General features: G+C 75.3%; 4 protein-coding genes (2 of these 4 running past the window's edge). All 4 read left to right on the forward strand.

Annotated features, from left to right (window positions below; translation table 11 throughout):
- Tightly spaced (each overlapping or abutting the next), the 4 genes in view from HS041_RS33675 to HS041_RS33690 form a layout consistent with a single transcriptional unit that may run on beyond the window.
- Window positions 1-4,458, forward strand: partial view of a non-ribosomal peptide synthetase gene (locus HS041_RS33675; protein WP_196444884.1) — the 3' portion only. Its footprint begins 1,950 nt before the window's first position; 4,458 of the gene's 6,408 nt are visible here — the last part of the coding sequence; the start codon falls outside the window, past its left edge; the stop codon is at window positions 4,456-4,458.
- Window positions 4,448-14,365, forward strand: coding sequence for a non-ribosomal peptide synthetase (locus HS041_RS33680; protein ID WP_196444885.1), 9,918 nt, complete (start codon window positions 4,448-4,450; stop codon window positions 14,363-14,365). The genes HS041_RS33675 and HS041_RS33680 overlap by 11 nt, the downstream gene beginning before the upstream one ends.
- Entirely contained in the window at window positions 14,362-17,625 is a 3,264-nt protein-coding gene (locus HS041_RS33685) for a non-ribosomal peptide synthetase (protein ID WP_196444886.1), read from the forward strand. The genes HS041_RS33680 and HS041_RS33685 overlap by 4 nt, the downstream gene beginning before the upstream one ends.
- On the forward strand, window positions 17,622-18,187 hold the beginning of the coding sequence (locus HS041_RS33690; RefSeq protein WP_196444887.1) for a non-ribosomal peptide synthetase. 6,751 nt of this gene lie beyond the right edge of the window; only the first 566 of its 7,317 coding nucleotides appear in the window; its start codon is at window positions 17,622-17,624; its stop codon lies off the right edge, out of view. Before HS041_RS33685 ends, HS041_RS33690 begins: the two co-directional genes overlap by 4 nt.

Raw genomic sequence — 18,187 nt, forward strand, 5'->3', positions numbered from 1 at the left:
GTGATCACTCACCGCGGCATCGCGAACCGCGTCCTGTGGACGGTGTCCGAGCACGGTTTCCACCCCGGAGACCGGGTGCTGCAGAAGACACCGCTGACCTTCGACGCGGCGGGCTGGGAGTTCTTCGCGCCGCTCGTCAGCGGCGGCACCGTCGTCCTCGCCCCCGAGGGCGCCGAACGCGACCCCGGCGCGCTCGTCGCGGCCGTCGGGGACCACGACGTCACCGTGCTCCAGGTGGTGCCCGCGCTGCTGCGGCTGCTCGTCGAGGAGACGGGCTGGGAGCGCTGCCGCGCGCTGCGGCTGCTGTTCTGCGCGGGAGAGCCTCTCCACGGCGACCTGTGCGCCCGCGTCCGCGCGCTGAGCGCCACCCGGATCGTCAACACCTACGGCCCGACCGAATGCTCGATCGACGTGACCTTCCACGAGGTCGGCCGGGAGACGGGCCCGATCCCGATCGGACGGCCGATCGGCGGCCTGCGCGTCCGGGTGCTCTCCGGCGGGCGGCGCGTCCCCGAGGGGGTGGCCGGTGAGATCCTCGCGGGCGGAGCCGGTGTCGCCCGCGGCTACCTGGGCCGCCCCGGCCTGACGGCCGAGCGCTTCGTCCCGGACCCGTACGGGCCGCCGGGGTCGCGCCTCTACCGCACGGGCGACGCGGGCCGCTGGGCCGAGCCGGGCGTCCTGCAGTTCCTGGGGCGCACCGACGACCAGATCAAAGTCAACGGGGTCCGGGTGGAACCGGCGGAGATCGAGGCCGTCCTCGCCTCGCATCCCGCCGTCCGCGCCGCCGCCGTCACCCCGCGCCGCACGCCGGCGGGCGGGGTCCAGTTGGTCGCGCACGTGACGACGCACCCCGGTCACGGGCACGCCCTCGGAGAGCGGGTGCGGGAGACGGCCCGGGAACGGCTGCCCGAGGCGATGCTCCCGGCGGTCATCGTCGAGGTGCCCGAGCTCCCGCGGACGACCAGCGGGAAGGTCGATCGGCGGGCGCTGGCGGCGCTGCCCCTGCACGCGGGGAACGGCTCGCGGACGCCGCCGCGCACGGCGACCGAACGGGCGGTCGCCCGCATCTGGGCGGGGCTGCTCGGGCTCGACCCGGATCACGTCGTCATCGAGGACGACTTCTTCCGGCTCGGCGGCCATTCGCTGCTCGTCGCCCGGCTGGCCGCGCGGCTCACGGAGGCGACCGGCCGCACCGTCCCGCTGCCCGAGCTGTTCACCGGGACGACCGTCAAGGACCAGGCGGCCTACCTGGACGGGCCCGCCCGCAACGGGCCTCCGCCGCTCGTGCGGGTCCCCCGCGCGGGCCGGGTGCCGCTGTCGTTCGGGCAGCGCCGGCTGTGGTTCCTCGACCGGCTCCGCCCCGGTTCCGCCGAGTACGCGGTTCCGCTGGTCCTGCCCGTACGCGGGGGGCGCGACGAGATCCACGACCGGCTGCGGGAGCTCGCACGCGTCCACGACGTGCTGCGGACCCGCTACGCGCCGGGCGCGGGCGAGCCCTACGGAGTCGTCGACGACGAGCCCGGAGTGCCGCTGGACGAGACCGCCGCCGCGTCCCCCGCCGAGGTCGCCGACCTGCTCGCCGCCGAACTCGGCCGCGGCTTCGACCTGGAGCGCGGCCCGGTGTGGCGGGCACTCCTCATCCGCGTCCCCGGCGGCGACGACCTGCTGGCCGTCACCATCCACCACATCGCGTGCGACGCCCGCTCACTCGACGTCCTCGCCCGGTCCTTCGCGGACGGCGCCGGGCCCGCGCCGAAGCTGGGATACCCGGACTTCGCCGCCTGGCAGCGGCGCACGCTCACCGGGGAGCACCGGAACCGGCTGCTGGACTTCTGGACGCGGCGGCTCGACGGGGTGACGCCGCTCGACCTGCCCGCCGACCGGCCGCGGCCCGGGGTGCGGGACCCGCGCGGGGCGATGCTCGCCTTCGAGGCGCCCGTCATCGGGCTGCTCGACCGGGGCCGCCGGGCGGGCGCGACGGCGTTCATGACGCTGTTCGCGGCGTACTGCGTGTTCCTCGCCCGGCACACCGGGCGGACCGACCTGCCCGTGGGCGTGCCCGTGGACGGGCGCGACCGGCCCGAGCTCGACGACATCGTGGGATTCTTCGTCAACACACTCGTCCTGCGCGCCGACCTGACCGGCGACCCGACGTTCGACGACCTGCTCGACCGCGTGCGGGCGACGGCGCTGTCCGCCTTCGCCCACCGCGACCTGCCGTTCGAGCTGCTCGTCGACGAGGTCCGCCCGGCGCGCGACATGTCCCGGACCCCGATCGTCGACGTGCTGTTCGACCTGCAGACGGGCGATGCCGAGGACCGTGCCGACACCGGCGGTGAAGGACTCTCCGCGTGGCGCACGGCCAAGGCCGACCTCACTCTGATGGCCCGCCTGAGCCGCGACGGCACCCTGTCGTGCCGCTTCGAGTACGCGAGCGCCCTCTTCGACTCCCGGACCGTCGAACGCTTCGCCACCCGCTTCACCCGCCTTCTCCTCTCCCTGGCCACCCACGAGGGCCCGATCTCCGAAGTCCCCCTCCTCGGGGAGGAGGAGCGCACGGCGCTCACCGCCTACGAGACCGGCGCCGGGAGGGGCGCCGCCGGCGGCGGGGAGGCGGCGGGTTTCGCGGCGGGTTTCGCGGCGGAGTCGCTGCACGGGCTGGTGGCCGCCCAGGCCGCCGCCACGCCGGAGGCGGTCGCCGTGGTCGGGCGCGGCCCCGCCGAGGGCGACGTGAGCCTGACGTACCGGGAGCTCGCCGAGCGGGCCGGAAGGCTCGCAGAGCGGCTGCGGGCGGCCGGGGTGGGTCGCGGAGACGTCGTCGGGATCTGCCTGGAACGCGGGCCGGAACTCGTCACCGCACTGCTGGCGACCCTCCGGGCGGGGGCCGCCTACCTGCCGCTCGACCCGGACGACCCCAGGGAGCGGCTCGCCTGGCTGGTCGCCGACACCGACGCCGCCGCCGTGGTCACCGACCTCTCCGACCGGTTCCCGTCGGTCGTCCCGGTCGTGCCGCCCTCCGGTCGGCCCGCAGCCCCGCCCGGCGCCCCCTCCGGCCGACCGGCCGGAGGGGAGGAGACGACCGGTGCGGGGCCCGGGGATCTCGCCTATGTGATCTACACGTCCGGGTCCACCGGCACCCCCAAGGGCGTGATGATCGAGCACGCCGGGATCGTCAACCGCGTGCGGTGGATGCAGCGGCAGTACGGGCTGCGCCCGGGGGACCGGGTGCTGCAGAAGACGCCGTACACGTTCGACGTGTCCGTCTGGGAGTTCTTCTGGCCGCTGACGACCGGCGCCACGCTCGTCGTGGCGCCGCCCGGGGAGCACCGCGACGCCCGCGCGCTCGCCGAGCTGGCCGACCGCGAGCAGGTGAGCCACCTGCACTTCGTGCCGTCGATGCTGGAGGCGTTCCTCGCAGTCGTGCCGTGCTTCCCCGGTTCGGTGCGGGAGGTGTTCTGCAGCGGTGAGACGCTCACCGCCGCCACCGTCCGCGCGTTCCGCGCCGCAGCCGGCCGCTCCCGCCTGCACAATCTGTACGGCCCGACCGAGCTGTCCGTCGACGTCACCTTCCACGAGGTCGGACCGGCCCAGGCCGATCCCGTGCCGATCGGCGGGCCCATCGACAACATGCGCGTGCTCGTGCTCGACGACGCCGGACAGCGCGCGCCCATCGGCGTGCCCGGCCGGCTCCTCGCGGGCGGGATCGGGACCGCGCGCGGCTACGTGAACCGGCCGGGGCTGACCGCCGACCGGTTCGTGCCCGACCCCGACCGGCCGGGGGAACGCCTCTACCGGACCGGCGACCTCGCACGCTGGACCGGCGCGGGCACTCTCGACTTCCTCGGCCGCGCCGACGACCAGGTGAAACTCCGGGGTGTGCGGATCGAGCCGGGCGAGATCGCCGCCGTCGCGGCCACGTTCCCGGCGGTCAGGGAGGCCGTGGTGACGGTCGTCGGCGAGCGGCTGGTCGGCTACTACGTCGCCGCCGGGGAGCCGCCGCGCGACGGCGACCTCACCGCCCACTGCGCGCGCCGCCTGCCCGCGGCCATGGTCCCCGGTACCTGGGTCCGCCTCGAACGCCTGCCGACCGGCCGGAACGGAAAACTCGACCGGACGGCCCTGCCCGTCCCCGGCCCCGCTCCCGTCGAGGACGACCGCCCGCCCGAAGGGGCCGCCGAACGGCGCATCGCCACGGTCTGGGCCGAGCTCCTGGGCGTCGACCCCGGCGCCCACCAGGACTTCTTCGCCCTGGGCGGCCACTCCCTGCTGGCCGTGCGGGCCCAGCACCGCCTGGCCGAGGAGTTCGACGTCGACCTGCCCCTGCGCATCTTCTTCGAGGCGACCACGGTGGCGGCCCTGGCCGTCGCGGTGGAGACCGAGCTGGCCGCGCAGATAGCCGGTCTGACGGATGCCGAAGTCGAGAACCTGCTCGCAGGGGGAGGCCGCCGTGACGCATGACACGACGCATGACAGGTCGGCGGCGATGCGGCGGGAGCTGCTGGAGCGGCGGCTCGCAGGGGCGCGCGGACAGGGCGCCCGGTTGCCGGCCGCCGACCGGTCCCGGCCGCTGCCCCTCTCTCCCGGCCAGCGGCGGCTGTGGTTCCTGGACCGGCTGGACCCGGGCGGCACGGCGTACGTCGTGCCGCTCGTGCTGAGGTTCGGCGGCACGGTCGATCCGGCACGCCTGCGCGACTGCCTGTCCGAGCTGGCGGCCAGGCACGAGTCGCTGCGCACCCGCTTCGTCCCCGGCGACGGCGAGCCCCACCAGGTAGTCGACCCTCCCGCCGCCGCCCGGCTCCCCGTCGTGACCCTCCCCCGGCCGGAGGAGACGGGCGGAGACGAGGCGGCGGGCACGGCCGAGGCCCTCCGGCGCGTCGTCGCCGAGGAGGTGTGGCGGCCGTTCGACCTGGCGGCCGGGCCGGTCTGGCGGGCGTTGCTGGTCCGGGTGGCGTCCGGCGACCACGTGCTGGTTCTCGCCGTTCACCACATCGTGTGCGACGGGCTCTCGCTGGAGATCCTCCGGCGCGAGCTGACCGCCCTCTACGGCGGCGCCGAACTGCCTGCGCCGCCGCGCGTCCAGTACGCCGACTTCGCCGCCTGGCAGGCGGGGCGGCCGGTCGCGGGACCGGAGTTCGACCACTGGCGGACCCGGCTCGCCGGCCTGACGCCCGTCGAGCTCCCCACCGACCGGCCGCGTCCCGCCACCCGGGGAACCGGCGGTGCGATGACCGTCTTCGGCGTCCCCGCCGAGACCGCCGACGCGCTCGTCGCCTACGGCCGGCGCCGGGGCGCGACGCCGTACATGACCTTGCTGGCGGCGTTCTGCCTGCTGCTCGCCCGGTACGGGGGCCGGCTCGACGTCGCGGTCGGCAGCCCCGTGGCCGGGCGGCCCGGGCCCGAGCTGGACGGTGTCGTCGGTTTCTTCGTGAACATGCTGGTCATGCGCCTGAACCTGGCCGGAGACCCGGCTTTCGGCGACCTCGTCGACCGGGCGCGCCAGACAGCGTTGGACGCGTTCGCCCACCAGGAGGTCCCCTTCGAGCGCCTGGCCGCCGACCTCCATCCCGGTCGCGACCTCACCCGCAACCCCCTCTTCCAGCACGTCTTCGCCTACGAGGAGGATCCGGGGGCCGCCCCGGAGCCTGCGACCGGGGCTCCGGACGCGGCGACGCCCGGGGCCTCCGGCGCGGCGGCCGAGGTCGTGCCGGTGGTTTCGGTCACCGCCAAGTTCGATCTCCAGCTCACCGTGCGGCGGCGGGGTGACGGGTCGCTCGTCGGTGCCGTCGAGTACGCCACCGACCTGTTCGACGCCGCCACCGTCGAGACGATGGCGGCGCGCTTCGTGCGCCTGCTGACTGCGATCGCCGCCGACCCCGAGGCCGCGGTCGCCGACCTGCCCGTGCTCGACTCCGCCGAGCGCGCCACCCTGCTGGCCTGGAGCACCGGCAGCACGCCGATGGATCCTGAGGACACCGGCGCCGCCGAGGACGCCCGCCCGTCCCGCGCCGACGCCGATGCCGCCGATGTCGATGTCGTCGCGCGATTCGAGAGGCGGGTGCGGGCCGAGCCCGGGCGGGTCGCCGTCGTCGCGGGGGACGGGCGGCTGACCTACGGCGAACTGGACGCCCGGGCCGACCGCCTCGCACGGCGGCTGCGGGCCTCGGGGGCCGGACCGGAGTCGCGGGTGGGCGTGTGCCTGGACCGCGGGACGGGACTCGTGGTCGCACTGCTCGGTGTGGCGAAGTCGGGCGCGGCGTACGTGCCGCTCGACCCCTCCCATCCCGCCGACCGGCTCGCCTACGTCGTCGCCGACGCGGGGATCGAACTGACCGTCACCGGACCGCGGCACGTCGGCGCCGTGCCCGGTCCGGTGATCCTGATCGCGGACGCCGACGCCGACGCGCCCGCCCCGGACGGCACCTCCCCGGGCGGCTCCGTCCGGCCCGGTCCCGTTCAGAACGACGCCGGGGCCCGGGCCGGGGCTCCCACCGGGAGGCTCGCGTATGTGATCTACACGTCGGGTTCCACGGGACGGCCCAAGGGGGTGGCGGTCAGCCACCGGAACCTCGGGCGGTTGATCACGGTGGATCGGGAGCGGTTCGGGTTCGGGCCGGGCGACGTGTGGGCGATGTGCCACTCGCCCGCGTTCGACTTCTCCGTCTGGGAGATGTGGGGGGCGCTGGGACACGGCGGGCGGCTGGTGGTCATGCCCCACGAGACCGCACGGGATCCGGAGGCGCTCGCCGCGCTCGTGGCGGCCGAAGGGGTCACGGTCCTCAACCAGACGCCGTCGGCCTTCGCCGGATTCGCAGCCGCCGTTCCGGTGCCGCCCGCCGCGCTGCGCATGGTCGTCTTCGGGGGCGAGCGTCTCGACGCGGCCGGGCTGCCGGACTGGCCCGGCGTCGAGCTGGTCAACATGTACGGGATCACCGAGACGACCGTCCACGTCACGCAGGGGGACGTGTCCGGAAACCGGCGGCGGGACGAGCGGTGGGGAACGGCCGGAACGCACCCGGGAGCAGGCCGGCCGGGGACGTCCGGAGCGTCCGGCGGGAGTCCGATCGGGCGGCCGCTGGGAGACATGCGGACCTACGTCGTGGACGTGTTCGGGGATCTCGCGCCCGCCGGGGTCGTCGGTGAGCTGTACGTCGGCGGCGCCGGGGTGGCCCGGGGGTACCTCGGCAGACCCGCGCTCACCGCCGAGCGGTTCGTGCCCGATCCGTACGGGACGGGAGGGGAGCGCCTCTACCGCTCGGGGGATCTCGGCCGGTGGACGGCCTCCGGGGAACTGGAGTTCCTCGGGCGGGCCGACCAGCAGGTGAAGATCCGGGGGTACCGGATCGAGCCGGGTGAGGTGCGTGCGGCGCTCGTCGGTCACGCGGCCGTGGCGGACGCGGCCGTCATCGCCCGTGAGGACGCCCCCGGGCACCGCAGGCTCGTCGCCTACGCGGTCCCCGCGCCGGACGCGCAGGTCGTGCCCGGCTGGGAGGACGGACTGCGCGACTTCCTGCGCGGGCTGCTTCCGCCCCACATGGTCCCGTCGGCGGTCGTCGCGGTGGCCGGCCTCCCGCTCACGCCCACCGGAAAACTGGACGCCGCGGCCCTGCCGCGGCCGGACGGCGCCCCCGGCCGCGGGTACGCGCCCCCCTCGACGGCCGCCGAGCGGCGGATGACCGACGTCTGGGAACGCATGCTCGGGCAGGCCCCGATCGGCGTCCGCGACGACTTCTTCGACCTGGGCGGCGACTCGATCCGCGCGGTCGCCCTGGTCGGCGCGTTGCGGGCCGAGGGGTTCGACGTCGCCGTGCGGGACGTGTTCGAGGACCGGACGATCGCGGCGCTCGCCGCGCGCGCGGCCGCCCGGCTGAGGGCCGCGCCGTACACCGCCGTCGCGCCGTTCGCGCTGCTCGACGCCGCCGAGCGCGCAGCGCTGCCGGACGGCCTGGTCGACGCCTATCCGCTCTCCCGGGTCCAGGCCGGGATGGTGTACGAGATGCTCGCCGACACCGGGCGCGGCAGCTACCACAACGTCACCAGCTTCAGCATCACCGACGACGCGCCCCTGGACGCGGACGCCCTCCGCGCGGCCGCGGCGGTCGTCGTCGACCGGCACGAGATCCTGCGCACCTCCATCGACCTCACCACCCACGACCGGCCTCTCCAGCTCGTCCACGCCGCGGCCGTCATGTCCGTGGGCGTCGGCGACCTGCGCGAACGCGGATCCGGCGGCGCGGCGGGCGCGTCCCCGGGTGCAGGAGGGCTGGAGGCGTTCCTCGCGGGGGAGCGGGAGTCGCTGTTCGACCTGACCGTCCCGCCGTTGCTGAGGCTGTTCGCGCACCGGACAGGGGAGCGCACCTGGCGGCTCTCGCTCACCGAGTGCCACGCGATCCTCGAAGGCTGGAGCTACCACTCGCTGCTCATGGAACTGCTGGCCTGCTACCGGGCGATCCGCGACGGCGAACCCCCGCCCGCCTCCGACCCGCCGCCGGTCCGGTACGCGGACTTCGTCGCCGCCGAGCTGGAGACCCTCGCGGACGAGGACTCGTCGGCGTACTGGAGGAACGTGGTCACCGGTCACGCGAAGCTCACGCTGCCCGCGGCCTGGAAGGACCCGCGGGGCGGGCGGGAGCCGTACCGGATCCAGATCCCGCTGTTCGACCAGGACGCGGGGCTGCGGCGGCTGGCTGCGGCGGCCGGGACGCCGCTGAAGAGCGTGCTGCTCGCCGCCCATCTGAAGGTCATGTCGGGGCTGACCCGCGAGCGCGCCTTCCACACCGGGCTCGTCTGCGACACCCGGCCCGAGGTGCTCGGCGCCGACCGCGTGCTGGGCATGTTCATCAACACCGTGCCGTTCCCGCATGAGCAGCGCGCGAGCACCTGGCGCGACCTCGTCCGGGACGTCTTCGCCGCCGAGACCCGGATGTGGCCGCACCGGCGCTTCCCGCTGCCCGCCGTGCAGCGGGAGCTGGCGGGCGGACGGCAGCTCGTCGAGGTCTACTTCAACTACCTCGACTTCACCGTGGTCGACACCGAGCTGGTCGACCTGCCCGACAGCGTGGACGTCAGCCCGAACGAGTTCCCGCTGTCGGTCACCGTGCTCGGCGGGCTGCTGACGCTCACCTCGCGGCCGGAGGTCCTGGCCGGGGAGCAGGCCGAACGCCTGGCCGGGCGGTACCGCGCGGTCCTCGACGCCATGGCCGCCGACCCGTACGGCGACGCGCTGGCCGCCCGTCTCGCCCCCGGCGAGCGCGAGCGGCTGCTGCAGAGCCCGCCCGAGCTGCCTCGGCCGCCGGTGACCGCGCTGGACGTGTTCGAGGAGACCGCCAGGCTGCTGCCGGACGCGGTCGCGGTCACGACCTGGGACGGCGGCGCGCTCACCTACGCCGAGCTCGACGCCCGCGCCAACCAGGTCGCCTGGGAGCTGCGCGGGAGGGGGGCCGGACCGGAGACCGTCGTCGGGGTCTGCATGGACCGAGGGCCCGACCTGATCCCGGTGCTGCTGGGCGTGTGGAAGGCGCGGGCGGCCTACACGCCGCTGGAGCCGGCGTACCCGGCCGAGCGCTGGGGAGGCGTCCTCGCCGACGCGGGCGCACCGGTCGTCGTCGCCGATCCCGCGTACGCGGGCCGGGTCCGCGAGGTCCACGCCGGCCCGGTCGTCACCCCCGGCATGTGGGCCGACCAGCCGGTGAGCCGGCCGCCCGGGGCCGCCGACCTCGACGGACTGGCCTACATCATGTACACCTCCGGGTCGACCGGCCGGCCGAAGGGCGTGCTGGTCGGACATCGGGGCCTGGCCAACTACCTGTGGTGGGCCGTCGAACGCTACGCGGCGCACGGATGCGGCGGGGCGCCGCTGTTCTCGTCGATCGCGTTCGACATGGTGGTGCCCAACATCTTCACGCCGCTGATGATCGGTCAGCGCGTGCACCTGCTGCCGCCGCGGCCCGAGCCGGGCGAACTGGGCGGCCTGCTCGCGGACGGCGGCCCCTACAGCTTCATCAAGCTCACCCCCGGGCACGTCGAGCTGCTCGTCCACCAGCTCGACCCCGGCCGTGCCGCGGGGCTCGCCGAACTGCTCGCGATCGGCGCGGACGCGTTCCCGGCCGGGATCCTCGACCGGTGGCTCGCGGTGGGCGGCGGCACCCGGGCGCTCAACGAGTACGGCCCGACCGAGATCTCCGTCGCCAACAGCACCTACGCCGTCGACGGCCCGGTCGACGGCGACATCGTGCCCATCGGCGTGCCGATCCCGAACACCACGATGTACGTCCTGGACCGGCAGCTCGAACCCGTCCCGGCCGGGGTCGTCGGAGAGATCTACATCGGCGGCGCCGGAGTGGCCAGGGGCTACAACGGGATGCCCGCCCGCACCGCCGAGCGTTTCGTCCCGGATCCGTACGGCGGGCCCGGCGCCCGCCTCTACCGCACGGGCGACCTCGGATCCGTGCGCGAGAGCGGTGACGTCGACTTCCTCGGCCGGGCCGACGACCAGATCAAAATCCGTGGCTACCGGATCGAACCGGGCGAGGTCCAGGCCGTCCTCGCCGGTCACCCCGCCGTCCACGAGACCCTCGTCCTGGCCCGCGACGAGCAGCTCGTCGCGTACTGGGTGCCGGTGGCCGGCGGCGACGCGGACGCCGACCTGCTGGGCTGGTGCCGGGAGCGGCTGCCCGACCACCTCGTGCCCGCGCACGCCGTACCGGTTCCGGCGATCCCGCTGAACGCCAACGGCAAGGTCGACCGCGGCGCGCTGCCCGATCCGGGCTCCGCCGCGGGACGGGTGCGGGTGCCGCCGAGGACGGAGACCGAGCGGCGGGTCGCCGAGGTGTGGGCGGCCATGCTCGGCACCGCGCCCGGCGTCACCGACGACTTCTTCACGCTCGGCGGCCACTCGATCACGGTCGTCCGGATGGTCGCGCGGCTGCGCGAGGTCTTCGGAGTCGTGCTGCCGATGCGCGAGGTCTTCGACCGGCCGACCGTCGAGGGCGTCGCCCGCCTGGTGGACGGGATGACCGCCGGCGGCGCCGTGCCCGACCTCGTCCCGGCCGTCCGCCGCGACGGCCCGCTTCCGCTGTCGGCCGCCCAGCGACGTCTGTGGCTCCTCGACCGGCTCAACCCGGCGAGTCCCGAATACCTCGTCCCCATCGCGGTACGGCTCCGCGGTCCGCTCCGGCCGGAGGGCGTGCGCGACGTGTGGCAGCGGATCACCGCCCGCCACGAGATCCTCCGCACCCGCTACGCGGTCGTCGGCGGCGAACCCCGCCAGATCATCGACCCGCCCGGCCCGATCGCGTTCGACCTCGCCGGGGGGCCGTCCGGGGAGGAGGGGTGGCTGCCCGCCGCGACGGAGGCCGCGCGGCGGCCGTTCGACCTGGCCCGGGAATGGCCGATCCGGGTGCGACTGGTCCGAATCGCCGAGGACGACCATCTGATGGTCGCCGTCCTCCACCACATCGCCTGCGACGGCTGGTCCGCCCGGCTTCTGGAGACCGAGTTCACCGCCCTCTCCGCGAGCGGTCCCGGAGGCGGCCTGCCCGAGCCGCTCCAGTACGCCGACTACGCCGCCTGGCAGGACGGCCGGGTCCGGGAGGAGTCGCTCGCCTACTGGCGCAGGCGGCTCGCGGGGATGGAACCGCTGCCGCTCGCCGGGGATCGGCCTCGGCCGAGGACGCGCGACTGGGCGGGCGACGCCGTGCCGTTCGCGGTGCCCGGCCGCACGGCCGCCGCCCTGCGCGGGATCGCCCGCGAGCACGGGACGACGATGTTCGTCACGCTGCTGGCCGCCTTCCAGGTGCTGCTCGCCCGCCACACCGGCGCCCGCGACATCCCGCTCGGCACCCCCGTCGCCGGGCGCGACCACCCCGGCCTGGCGAACCTCGTCGGCTGCACCGTCAACACCCTCGTCCTGCGCGGCGACTTGAGCGGCGACCCCGCCTTCACCGACGTCCTGGAGTCCGCCCGCCGGACGGTCACCGAGGCGCTGGCCCACCAGGACGTGCCCTTCGAGACCCTCGTCGAGGACCTGTCCCCCGACCGCGACCTGTCCCGCACTCCCCTCTTCGACGTCATGTACGCCCTCGACCACGCCTCCACCCGAGCGATGTGGACTCCGGCCGCGGACAGCGGTCCGGCGGAGCCGGGGGCGGCGTCCGCCGGTCCGGGCGACCTCCGGCAGGGCGGCTCCGGGCCCGGGCCTTCGCCCTCCGCCACACCCGTCGTGCTGGACGGCGGGGTCGCCAAGTTCGACCTCAACCTGCACCTCGACGAGTACGGCGACGCGCTGACCGGAATCTTCGAGTACGGCACCGCGATCTTCGACCGGGGGACGGTCGAGCGGCTGACCGGCAGGTTCCTGGGGCTGCTGGACGAGATCGCCGTCGACCCGGCCGCCCCGCTCTCCCGGCTCGCGGTCCCGGCGGAGACGCCCGCCGTCCTCGCCGCCGACCCGGCGGCCTTCACGGACGCGCTGCCGGATCCCCGGACCTCCGTCCCGGAGGCGATCGCCGCGCACGCCCGCCGGACGCCCGACGCCGTGGCCGTGTCGGGCCCGGTGGCCGGACCGGTGGCCGGACCGGGCACCGGGAACCTCACGTACGGCGAGCTCGACCGGGCCGCCCGGCGGGTCGCCGCGCGGCTGCGGGAGTCGGGGGCCGGTCCGGAGGACGTCGTCGGCGTGTGCGTCGAACGCGGTCCCGGGCTGCTCGCCGCGCTCCTCGGCGTCTGGTACGCGGGCGCGGCCTACCTCCCGCTCGAACCCGGCTGGCCCGCGCTGCGCCGGGCCGGGCTCCTGGCCGACGCCGGAAGCCGCGTCCTGCTCACCGATTCCGGCGTGGACGGCCCGCCCGGCGTCACCGTCCTCACCCTGGCCGGCTGCGCGCACGCGGCGGAAGCCGAACCGGCCGCCGTCGATCCCGACTCCGTCGCATATGTGATCTACACGTCGGGCTCGACCGGGGCGCCGAAGGGGGTGGAGGTGCCGCATCGGGCGCTGGGGGCGTACCTGCTGGACGCGGCGCGGCGATACGATGCGGCCCGCGGGTCGGCGGTGTTCTCGTCGGCGGCCTACGACATGGCGGTCACCGCGTTGTTCGCGCCGCTCGTGGCCGGGGGGCGGGTGTGCGTGCTCCCGCCCGACCTCGACCTGGCCGGGCTCGGGCGGCTGCTGGCGCAGTCGGGGCCGTACGGGTTCGTGAAGATGACGCCGGGACATCTGGAGGCGATGCTCTCCTCCCGCCCGGGCGCGGTTCCGGAGACGGCGCACGTGGTGGTCGGCGGCGAGGTCCTGCCGGCGTCATTGGCCGGACGCTGGCCGGACGCGGGTGGGCGGACCCGGATCGTCAACGAGTACGGCCCGACGGAGACGACCGTCGCCTGCACCGCCCACACCGCCGGAGCCGGGAATCCCCGCTCCCGGGACGCGGCCGGCCGGACGGCGCCCTCCCCGGCGGAGGGCTCCCGGGCACCGGCCGCGGAGCCGCGCGTCCCGGTCGGGCGGACGATCGCGGGAGCGGCCGTGTACGTCCTCGACCCCTGGCTCGACCCCTGCCCGGCGGGCACGCCGGGCGAGGTCATGATCGGCGGCGCGGGTGTCGCCCGCGGCTACCGGGGCAGGCCGGGGCCGACCGCCGAGCGCTTCGTCCCGGATCCCTTCGGCCCGCCCGGGTCGCGCATGTACCGCAGCGGCGACCTCGGCCGCGTCCTGGACTCCGGTGACCTGGACCTGCTCGGCCGGGTGGACGACCAGGTGAAGATCCGCGGCCATCGTGTGGAGCCCGGCGAGGTCGCCGCCGTCCTGGCCGCCCACCCGGCCGTCGCCGAAGCCGTCGTCGTCCCCGCCGACGGCCGCCTCGTGGGCTACGCCGTACCCGTGGCGGAGGCGGACGCCGGCGGCGCGGGCGGGCGGGCGGTGGACGAGGACGAGCTGATCGGGTGGCTGCGGGAGAGGGTGCCGGGGCAGCTCGTGCCCTGGCGGGTGGTGACGATCGGTGCCGTCCCGCTGACCGCCAACGGGAAGGTCGACAAGGGGGCGTTGCCGGCGCCGGCCGTCACCGCGGTCCGCACGCCCCCGGCCACCGCCGCGGAGCACCTGCTCGCCGAGGTCTGGGCCGAACTGCTCGGCACCGACGAGTTCGGGGTGCACGACGACTTCTTCCGGCTCGGCGGCCACTCCATTCTCGCGGTCCGGCTGCTGGCCAGGCTGCAGGAGGTCTTCGAGGTGGACCTGGCGTTCCGGACCGTGTTCGAACATCCCACCGTCGCCGGGCTCGCCCACGCGGTGGAGGAGGCGATCCGCGCGGAGGTCGCCGGGCTCACCGACGCCGAGGTCGCGGACGAGGCGCAGCGGCAGAGAGGCAGGTCCTCGTGACAGACATCCTCCGTGAGGAACTGGTCCAGGCCAGACTGGCCGGCATCCGCTCGGGACGCCGGGCGGCGATCCCGCGCGTGCCGCGCGGCGGCCCGCTGCCGCTGTCGTTCGGGCAGCGCAGGCTGTGGGTGCTGGAGCGGCTCGATCCCGACAGCGGCGAGTACCTGGTGCCCACCGTGATGCGGATGCCGCCGTCACTCGACCCCGAGCTGGTGCGCGGCGCGTGGCAGGCCCTCGTCGACCGGCACGAGGCCCTCCGGACCCGGTACGTCGTGGTCGGCGACGAGCCGATGCAGGTCGTCGACGACACCGGCGCGGTCGACTTCGAGTTCCGCGAGCTGACCGAGGACGCCGCCCTGCGGTGGGCGGAGGAGGCGTCCGGGGCGCCGTTCGCGCTCGACCGCGAGTGGCCGGTGCGCGTCCGGCTGGCCCGCCTCCCCGGAGGCGACCACCTGCTCGTCGTCGTGCTGCACCACATCGCCTGCGACGCCTGGTCCAACGGTGTCCTGGGCGAGGAGTTCGGCACCGTCTACACCGCCCTCGCCGCCGGGGTCCCCGCCGACCTGCCCGAGCTGCCCGTCCAGTACGCCGACTACGCCGTCTGGCAGCGCGAGCGGCTCACCGGCGAGCTGCGCGAGCAGATCCTCGGCTACTGGCGGGACCGGCTCGACGGCCTGCCCCGGCTGCGGCTGCCGCTGGACCGGCCGCGGCCGCCGATGCGCGGCGGCACCGGCGGCACGGTTCCGTTCCACGTCCGGGCCGACGTCGCCGAGCGCCTCCGGGCGATCGCCAAGGAGCACGACGCCACCCTGTACATGGTGCTGCTGGCCGCCTTCCAGGCGCTGATCGGCCGTTACTGCGGCACCCGCGACGTGGTCGTCGGCACGGTCGTCTGCGGTCGCACGCGACCCGAGGTCGATCGGATGGTCGGTTTCCTCGTCAACACCCTCGTCGTCCGTACGAAATGGCGGCCGGACGCCGACTTCCACACGCTCGTCGGCCTGACCAGGACGGCGGTGCTGGGCGCGCTCGACAACCAGGACCTGCCGTTCGAGCAGCTCGTCGAGGAACTGCAGCCCGAACGCGACCCGTCCAGGATGCCCCTGTTCGACGTCATGTTCGGCTCCCAGACCGACGACTCGCTCCGGGTCGGCCTGGACGAGCTGGCCGCCACCCAGGTCGTGCCGGACTCGCCGGTCGCCAAGTTCGATCTCAGCGGCTACGTGGAGGACGCGGCCGACGGGACGCTGCTCGGCCGCCTGGAGTTCGCCACCCAGATCTTCGACCGCTCGACCGTCGCCGGGATGGCCGCCCGCTACGTCCGCCTGCTCGAACTCGTCGCCGCCGACCCCGCGACGAAGGTCGCCCTGGCGGACGTCTTCGACGAGGCCAGCGTGGTCGAGGGACGGCCCGAGCCGGACGCGCCACTCGTGCTCGACGCCTTCGAGGCCCAGGTCCGTGCGACACCGGCCGCCACCGCCGTCGCCTTCAGCGGCGGCACGACCACGTACGCCGAGCTGGACGCCCGCGCCGAGCGGGTCGCCCGCGTGCTGCGCGGGCGCGGGGCCGGACCGGAGACCGTCGTCGGCGTCAACCTGCTGCGTCACGAGCACCTGCTGCCCGCCATGCTCGGCTGCTGGAAGGCGGGCGCCGCGTACGTGCCGCTCGATCCGGCCTTCCCGGTCGAGCGCCGGAGACTGATGCTCGCCGACGCGGGCGCGGCCGTCGTCCTGGCCGAGCCGATCACCGACGACCTCACGGGCACGCCCGGCCTGGACGTCGTCTCGATGCCCGGCATCGTGGCGGGCCCAGAAACAGGCACAGAAACAGGCGCCGGACAGGACCCGGGGACGGAGGCCGGCGCCGGGGGACCGATCACCGGTGGCCGGAGGCCGCTCGACCCGGACTCGCTCGCATACGTGATCTACACGTCCGGTTCGACAGGGCGGCCCAAGGGGGTCATGGTCAGCCACGGGTCGCTCGCCGGGTACACCGAGCACGCGGCGGCCTACCTGCGGGGTGACGGCGGCGTGCCGCTGTTCCTGTCGGTCGCGTTCGACATCTCGGTGCCGGCGCTGTACCCGCCGCTCGTCACCGGCAGGCGGGTCACGATGCTGCCCGACGATCTCGACCTGGCCGCCCTCGGCCGGGCGCTCGCCGACACCGCGCCGCACGCGTTCATCGACCTCACCCCGTCCCACCTGGAGCTGCTCTGCCACCAGCTCGGCCCCGCCGACGCCGCGCGGCTGGCCGGGCTGCTCGTCGCGGGCGGACAGGCGCTGCCGTACGCCCACGTGCGGTCGTGGCGGGAGCTCGACGCGAGCACGCCGATCGTGAACGAGTACGGTCCGACCGAGGCGACCGTCGGCTGCCTGCGCCACCCGGTGGGCCACCCGGCGGATCCGGCCGACGGAGTCGTCCCGGTGGGGACGCCGATCCCCGGGGTCGTCGCCCACGTCGTGGACGAGGAACTGCAGCCGGTCCCTCCGGGGATCGAGGGCGAACTGTGCATCGCCGGGCCGCACCTCGCCCGCGGCTACCTGGGCCGCCCGGGGCTGACCGCGGAACGCTTCGTGCCCGCGCCCGGCGGCGGACGCCTCTACCGGACGGGCGACCTCGCCGTGCTCTCCGGCGGCGTGCTGGAGTTCCGCGGCCGGATCGACGACCAGGTCAAGATCCGCGGCTACCGCATCGAACCGGGCGAGATCGCCGCCGTGCTCCGCGACCACCCGCGGGTCCGGGACGCCGCCGTCGTGCCGCGCGAGCAGCCCGGCGGGGTCCGGCTGGTCGCGTACGTGGCGGGGGAGACGACCTTCGGAGAACTGCTCGCGCACTGCAGGGGGAAACTGCCCGAGTACATGGTGCCCGCCGCGTTCGTCACGCTGGAAGCCCTTCCGCTGACCCCGCACGGCAAGCTCGACACGGCCGCGCTGCCCGACCCCGACCCCGTCCGGGCCGCCGAGTACCGGGCCCCGGACACGGAGACCGAGGAGATCGTCGCCGAGCTGTGGACCGAGGTCCTGGGCGGAGACCCGCCCGGCGTGCACGACGACTTCTTCGCCGCGGGAGGCGACTCGGTCAGCGCCATCCGGATGATCGGCAGCATCCGCGACAGCTTCGACGTCGACGTCCCCTTCCGCACGTTCTTCGCCGGACCGACGGTCGCCGCCCTCTCCGCCGCGGTCGAGGCCGCCGTGCGCGCCGAGATCCAGCAGATGACCCGCGCCGAGCTGCTCGCTTACGGCGAGGAGCAGGCATGAGCATCCCCGATCCCGTGCACGCCGCCGCGGAGGGGCCCGCGCGGGACACCGCCGCGTTGCGGGAGGACCTGATCAGGCGGCGGCTCGCCGGCGCCAGGCGGCGACGGCGGGGCATCCCCGCCGCGGACCGTTCGGGCCCGCTGCCGCTGTCCTTCGGGCAGCTGCGGCTGTGGCTGCTGCACCAGCTCGACCCGGACAGCCCCGAGTACCTCGTGCCGATGGCCATGCGGCTGCGCGGCGCCCTGGACACCGCCGCCGTCCGGCGCGCCTGGGACGCCACGGTGGCCCGGCACGAGATCCTGCGGACCCGCTACGTCGTCGTGGACGGCACGCCCGCGCAGGTCGTCGACGAGGCGGCGCCCCTCACCGTACGGGAGGCCGACCTGACCGGGCTGCCCGAGGAAGGGCGGCTCGCGGCGGCCCTGGAGGTGTTCGAGCGTGAGGCGGGCACGCCGTTCGCACTCGACCGGGAGTGGCCGGTACGCGTCTGGCTCGGCACCCTCGGCCCCGGCGACCACGTTATGATCACCGTCTACCATCACATCGCCTTCGACGGCTGGTC

It is taken from the genome of Planomonospora sp. ID67723, from assembly GCF_015711605.1.
Classification (GTDB): domain Bacteria; phylum Actinomycetota; class Actinomycetes; order Streptosporangiales; family Streptosporangiaceae; genus Planomonospora_A.